Source organism: Cryobacterium sp. PH31-AA6 (assembly GCF_030063195.1).
Lineage (GTDB): Bacteria > Actinomycetota > Actinomycetes > Actinomycetales > Microbacteriaceae > Cryobacterium.
In genome coordinates this window covers 1-5,495 of the sequence record NZ_JASISS010000053.1, presented here as the reverse complement: position 1 = coordinate 5,495, position 5,495 = coordinate 1, and the positions used below count along the sequence as shown (strand labels likewise).

General features: G+C 65.3%; 6 protein-coding genes and 1 pseudogene. 1 reads left to right on the top strand and 6 read right to left on the bottom strand.

Annotated features, from left to right (window positions below):
• Positions 1 to 402 precede the first annotated feature (402 nt).
• Positions 403 to 1,029, bottom strand: a complete 627-nt coding sequence (locus QMG61_RS17575; protein WP_502847060.1) for a YchJ family protein — start codon at positions 1,027 to 1,029, stop codon at positions 403 to 405.
• Between the two features lie 22 nt (positions 1,030 to 1,051).
• On the bottom strand, positions 1,052 to 2,350 hold the full coding sequence (locus tag QMG61_RS17280; RefSeq protein ID WP_283495573.1) for a glycoside hydrolase family 26 protein: 1,299 nt from the start codon (positions 2,348 to 2,350) through the stop codon (positions 1,052 to 1,054).
• Between the two features lie 179 nt (positions 2,351 to 2,529).
• Here QMG61_RS17280 and QMG61_RS17570 point away from each other — a divergent pair.
• Positions 2,530 to 2,695 (top strand): annotated as a pseudogene (locus tag QMG61_RS17570) (DUF8730 family Cys-rich protein).
• Here QMG61_RS17570 and QMG61_RS17275 read toward each other — a convergent pair.
• From QMG61_RS17275 to QMG61_RS17260, 4 genes are all read right to left on the bottom strand, one after another.
• Positions 2,692 to 3,586, bottom strand: a protein-coding gene (locus QMG61_RS17275; RefSeq protein ID WP_283495574.1) for an IS5 family transposase whose coding sequence is annotated in 2 segments (ribosomal slippage) — positions 2,692 to 3,234 and positions 3,236 to 3,586 — 894 coding nt in all. Because the reading frame shifts where the segments join, the coding sequence is not laid out codon by codon here. The pseudogene QMG61_RS17570 and the gene QMG61_RS17275 overlap by 4 nt on opposite strands.
• Positions 3,587 to 3,621: 35 nt before the next feature.
• A complete protein-coding gene (locus QMG61_RS17270) occupies positions 3,622 to 4,101 on the bottom strand; it encodes a metallophosphoesterase family protein (RefSeq protein ID WP_283495572.1) in 480 nt (159 codons plus the stop codon).
• Positions 4,102 to 4,222: 121 nt separating this feature from the next.
• Entirely contained in the window at positions 4,223 to 4,846 is a 624-nt protein-coding gene (locus QMG61_RS17265; protein WP_283495571.1) for a recombinase family protein, read from the bottom strand.
• 197 nt (positions 4,847 to 5,043) lie between these two features.
• On the bottom strand, positions 5,044 to 5,495 hold a 452-nt coding region (locus QMG61_RS17260), incomplete at its 5' end, for a hypothetical protein (protein ID WP_283495570.1).

Below are 5,495 nucleotides of genomic sequence, written 5' to 3'. Positions count from 1 at the left end.
GCATCTACGAGATGCCTCCTTGGTTGGTGAATAGTTTGTCTAAGTAACAACTATTTTACCTGATCAGAGGGGCATTCTCGGTTTAACTCGCCGTCACGGAATCAAAGCCGACCGGTGGATTGAGGTTAATACTTGCCGTTGAGTCGATGCTGGTCGGACGACGGGTCGGTGTTAGGCATGCCGAATAGGTGTGTGGCGGTCATGCCGTGCGCCGAATCAAAACCTGACCCCTCAACAGTCCTGAGGGGCTAATGCGCTCCGTCGTCTGGCTGATCCCCGTCGACTTTGCTGATCGCGACGAGGGCGTCGCGGAGCTTCTGGGCGCGGTTCTCATGCTCCTAGGTGTGCTTGTCGGCAACGGGAATGGACTCCGCACCAGAGTGGCGCAGAGGGCTCGGGATGTCATCGCTGCTTGACACGGGGCTCTCCTTCATTGGCGGACTTCGTCACCCGACTCATGCGCGGCAACCCACAATTTGCGAACCCGCTCACCGCTATCAAACACAGTTCGCCCCCCCCCCGCACCTCAAGCGATAGAAGTTGTCGGTGGTCATGGCTATTATGTGGGCCATCCTCGGGTCCACCGGGATAGGTCCGCGCGGGCCGGACTTCTCGCGATGCCGCGCATGGTGTGAACAGAAAGGTAGGTCGAATGATTATGGCGCGTCGCGAGCGGCTCACCTCATGCTGTTCGCTCGCGGACCCGCCGGCGCGGGAGTACGCCCGGAACTCCACGGTGCCCTCGGTGTCGAGCATCCCGCCGCGGCTCGTCGCCTCGATCTCCAGCCGATACCAGCGCTGCTCCGGGTCGAGCTCGAGCTCGGACGGCCGGGTCTTCGGATGCCAGGTCGCGCGCAGGTAGTCGGAGTCGCCGACAGCGAAGGCGGAGTAGCGCGAGCACATGAGCCGCTCGGCCGTCGGCGCAAACGCCGAGCCTTCGCGAAAGGGGCCGCAGCACTCGCCGTATTGCAGCCCGCTGAGGCACGGGCAGCGGGCGGTTGCCGCGAGGCGCCACTCGGAATCGGTCACGCCACCATTATCCGGGCTGGCACTACTGCCGCGCCGCGAGTGCTGCGCCGAGGGCGGCCGCGGATGCGGTGGAGCTGTCGATGCGCCAGTCGGTCTCCTTGTTGTGGTGGAACCAGACGAATCCGGTCACGTCGGGCTGCGCGGCGAGGTAGCTGACGAGCGCGGTGTTCCAGTCGGCTTTCGACCCGCCCGCCTCAGCCGAGGCCGTCTCCGCGATCAGGATCGGCGTACCCGGCGCGATCACCCGCACCTGCGAGAGTCCGGGTCCGAACAGAGCGGACGGCGACGTCCAGGTGCTCCACGACGCGGACGTGCCCCAGTTGTAGCCGTCAAGACCGACCGCATCCACATACGCGGCTCCGGGGTAGAGCTGGGTGAGCGGCGTCGACCCGGTGTACGGCACGTTCGGGCTCCACAGCCAGCTGACGTTGCTGGCACCGGCCGCCGCAACGACGTCGTGCACATGCCGCCAGGCCGCCACGTAGTCGCCGGGCGAGTTGCCGTTGGCGGCGTCGGCCCACGGATACCAGTTGCCGTTCGCCTCGTGCGCGTAGCGCAGGGTCACGGGCTTGCCCCAGGCCGCAAGCGCGGTTCCCCAGCTGGCGAGGTAGGCGTCGAAGTCGCCAGCGGCAATGCGGTCGGAGGCGAAGGCGGGCTGGTTCACGCCGTTCCCCCACCGCCACGGCTCCCACGTGATGATGCTCGTCGCGCCGCGGGCCGCAACGGCGTCGAGCTCGGCGATCGGCGCCGGCTGGGCGAAGTCCTTGTACGACATCACAATCGACGGGGCCTCCCCGACGACGGATGCGACCTGGTCCAGTTCCGCGGACGCCGCGGCGCCTCCCGGGGTTGTGATCCCGAAGCGGAGCAGCGAGGCGCTGATCTGTGGGGCGGTGCCGGGCGCCGGGGTCGGCGAGGGGGTCGGCGACGGGGCGGGAGCGGGCGGCACCTCGACAGACACCGGGCTGAACGTCACCGTGAAGGTGGCGGTTCTCGAGATGGCGCCGACGGTTGCGGTGGCTGCGACAAGGGCATCCGTCGTCTTGGGGATGGTCCAGCTGACCGCGAACCAGCCGCTCGCCGAGGTGGTGAACGCCACCGACGACCACCCGTCGGTCAGCGTTCCCTGCTTCTTCTTCGGAAACCCGGTGCCGGTCACGGTCACGGCGGTGCCGACAGGCCCGCTGGTCTGGCTGAGCGAGACGGCTGCCGATGGTGCCGCGTGCGCGGCCTCTGAAACGAATCCGCCACCGAGCACCGCCCCCAGCATCGACATGACGAGGCCGAATACGCTCAGTTGAACGCGCTGTCTCTGTGCCACTGTTCCCCCAGGAGGCCGTTCGCCACGGCAGCCCCCGCTGCCGGTCCAGGTGGCGGGCCCCGCCGACGCCTGGAAACACTAACAATAGACCGATCTGTCGCCCTGAGCGGTAACGATTTGCGTGAACAGATACCCCCTGGGGTATAACACGAGTAATCCACCCAGCGAAGGAGTACTGAATCTGCCGTGCCGTTACCTGCAAGAAGTGCGGGAAGACGACGCGGGCGGGCTGTGGTCAGCACGTCGATCAGGTCATACGCGGAGTCTCGAGTGCCCAGCGCTGCCGCGGACACGAGAACGACGCCCCCACCCCCCGGCTTCTTCGCGCGCCTGTTCAGCCGCTAGGGCGTGTCTGACAATTGTCGAGTCCAGGCGAGGACGGCGTTCAGGATTACGGCGGCGCGGTAGACGATTGCGTGTTTGTCATAGCGGGTGGCGAGTCCTCGCCATTGCTTGAGGTGGCAGTACTGGCGTTCGACGACGTTCCTGTTCTTGTAGTCAGCCCTGTCGAGTGCGACAGGCCTGCCGCCGCATGATCCGCGCCGTTTGCGGTGCCCCTTCTGGTCGTCGGGCTCCGGGATCACGGACTTGATTCCGCGCGAGCGCAGGTGGCTGCGGATCGCGCGAGACGAGTAGGCCTTGTCGGCGCGCACCGCGTCCGGGCGGGTCCTGGGCCGACCGGCGTCGCGTCCGATGCGCAGCTGAGCCATCAAGGGCAGGAACATCGGTGAGTCACCGGCCTGCCCCGGCGTGATCAGAGTCACCAGGGGCAGGCCGTTGCCGTCGACGAGCTGATGGATCTTCGTCGACAAGCCGCCACGGGAGCGGCCGATGCCGTGATCAGGCGGCTCGATCCTCGGATTCGTGTAATTCGATCCAGCCCCCTGTGAGGCGAGTGGTGTTCGTCGCGTGCTGATGCGCACGCGCGATGGTGGAGTCCACCGACAGTGCCCAGTCCACCAGCCCGGCCGCGTCTGCGGCAGCCGTCAGCTTCGCGAACACCGTGTCCCAGGTGCCGTCCTTCGCCATCCGGTGATGCCAAGTCCACACCGTCTGCCACGGTCCGAACACCTCGGGCAGATCCCGCCACGCGATCCCCGTCCGATACCGGTAGATGATCGCCTCGACCACCACCCGGGCGTCCGAGAACGGACGCCCCTTACGCCCCGTGGGACGGGGCAGCATCTCCTCTATCAACGACCACTGACTATCGGAGAGCACCTGAAATCGCGACATCTCCCCAGCATCCCAGCACACAGGCAATACATTTGTCAGACACGCCCTAGTCGCCACCGGGTCGAGTCATCGTTAGTGTCGACGACCCGAACGTCGCGCAACACCCCCGCCTCGGCCACCGCCGTCAGATAGGTGCAGGTCGGCATCCGTCGTCGGTCGGTCGGTGAGCCGGGGTTCAGCAGGCGCATCTCGACAGGAGTCACCGAGTCCCACGGAATGTGGCTGTGCCCGAAGACGAGCACCTCGGCATCCGGGAACAGGTCATCGCTGCGCGCCTCGCACCCGCGCTTCCGGAGTTTCACTGGATCGTTGTTGCCCCAGACGCCGACGAGATGGGCGGCGCGGGCCTGCATCTGGTCGAGCAACCCGGTCTCGATCCAGTCGCCCGCGTGAGCGACGAGATCCGCGCTCTCGATCGCGGCCCAAACTTGGGCGGAGAGCACACGCTCGGGCTCGGGTCGGCAAATCTCGTTCCCGAGGCCCCAACACAGCTCAATCAGTTCAGTGTTGACCACGCACTGCGCCCTGGTTTGCGCGTCCCTGACACGAGACTTCAGCCCACCGAGGAACTCGGCGTATCTGTCCGGAAGGGCAAAAACGGTATCGGTGTCTATGTTTTCTATTTTGGCCAACGCTTCATCCCTCGCGCTCCGCGCCGACCTCCTCGAGCCCCGCGGTCAGCTGGTCGACCGGCCGCGGGGGCAGGTGCCGGTACAGGCTGGACCGGGTGATGCCGGACTTAGCCACGATCTCGGGCATCGTCAGGCCGGAGTCCCGAAGATGCACCGCATAGGCGAGCTTGGACGGGTCCACCACCGAGGGCCGGCCGATCTGCCGGCCTTTGCTGACAGCGACGGCGCGTGCATGGGCAGCGCGTTCGATCGCATAGGTGCGTTCCATCTGACCGAACAGCGCAAGCATCACCACCGCGAGTTGCGACATAGGATCCTCCGGGTTGGCCGAGTCCACCCGAATCGGATCAGCCAGGTTCCGAACCCCCACACCGCGCTCCTTCAGCTCATAGATCAAGTTGAGGGTGTCGCGCACGGTACGACCCAGCCGGTCCAGGGTGTGTACAACGATGACGTCCCCGTCGCGGGCGTAGTCGAGCGCGGCCGTCAGCCCAGGGCGCTTCGTCGTCGCGCCGGATTTCTTGTCGACATAGATCCGGCCCGACGGGATTCCGATCGCGCCCAGGGCGTCGAGCTGACGATCGAGATCTTGTTTTGCCGTCGAGACGCGCGCGTAACCAATGTCCATCACCCGAACGTACCGGAAGTCACATCCGTACCCGCTCCATGAAACACCATCATGAACCCGACTTTTGGAATACCAAAGGTCGACTCTGCACAGAATTCTCAAAACCCATAACAGAGCGTTCCACTACCAAGGAAGTGGAACGGCCTCATGCCGAAGGTAAAAGTCTAGATAGGGTCTTTGACTCTCTACGGCAGGTGTCAAGAAGCGGCGATAGCCGGGTCATCTTGACGCCGATGGCGGTGCCGCCAGACATCAGGTTTGGGTGTACCCCAGCTGGGCAAACTCTGCCCCCGAGCCAGCGGCTCCTGCACTCGATACGGCGTAGGCTCTCCGCTCGCCTTCTGCTCCTGCCACGCATCGGTGGGCGAGGTCGCACTGTCTACACTTGCGCCCGCTCCCCCAAACTCCCCAGGCAGCGGCGTGCCGACTGGAGCCGACCATGCCCGTGCTTCATTACGGAAGACAGTCTCGGTAACCACGACATCTTCCGTGAAAAGCTCCTCAGGCAGTTCCACCAGACCCGTGTTAGCGGCCATGCCAAACTGCCCATAGGCGGCAACGGAACTGCCCACTGGCGGCCAGTAGAACTGCCCGTTGGTGGCCATGAGATCTGCCCACTTCTTGTTCTGAGCCCGACCGCTTAAGCGGC

Excerpts from the sequence above, each read along its gene's own strand:
- QMG61_RS17265 (WP_283495571.1), bottom strand. The coding sequence starts at position 4,846 with ATGGACATTGGTTACGCGCGCGTCTCGACGGCAAAACAAGATCTCGAT.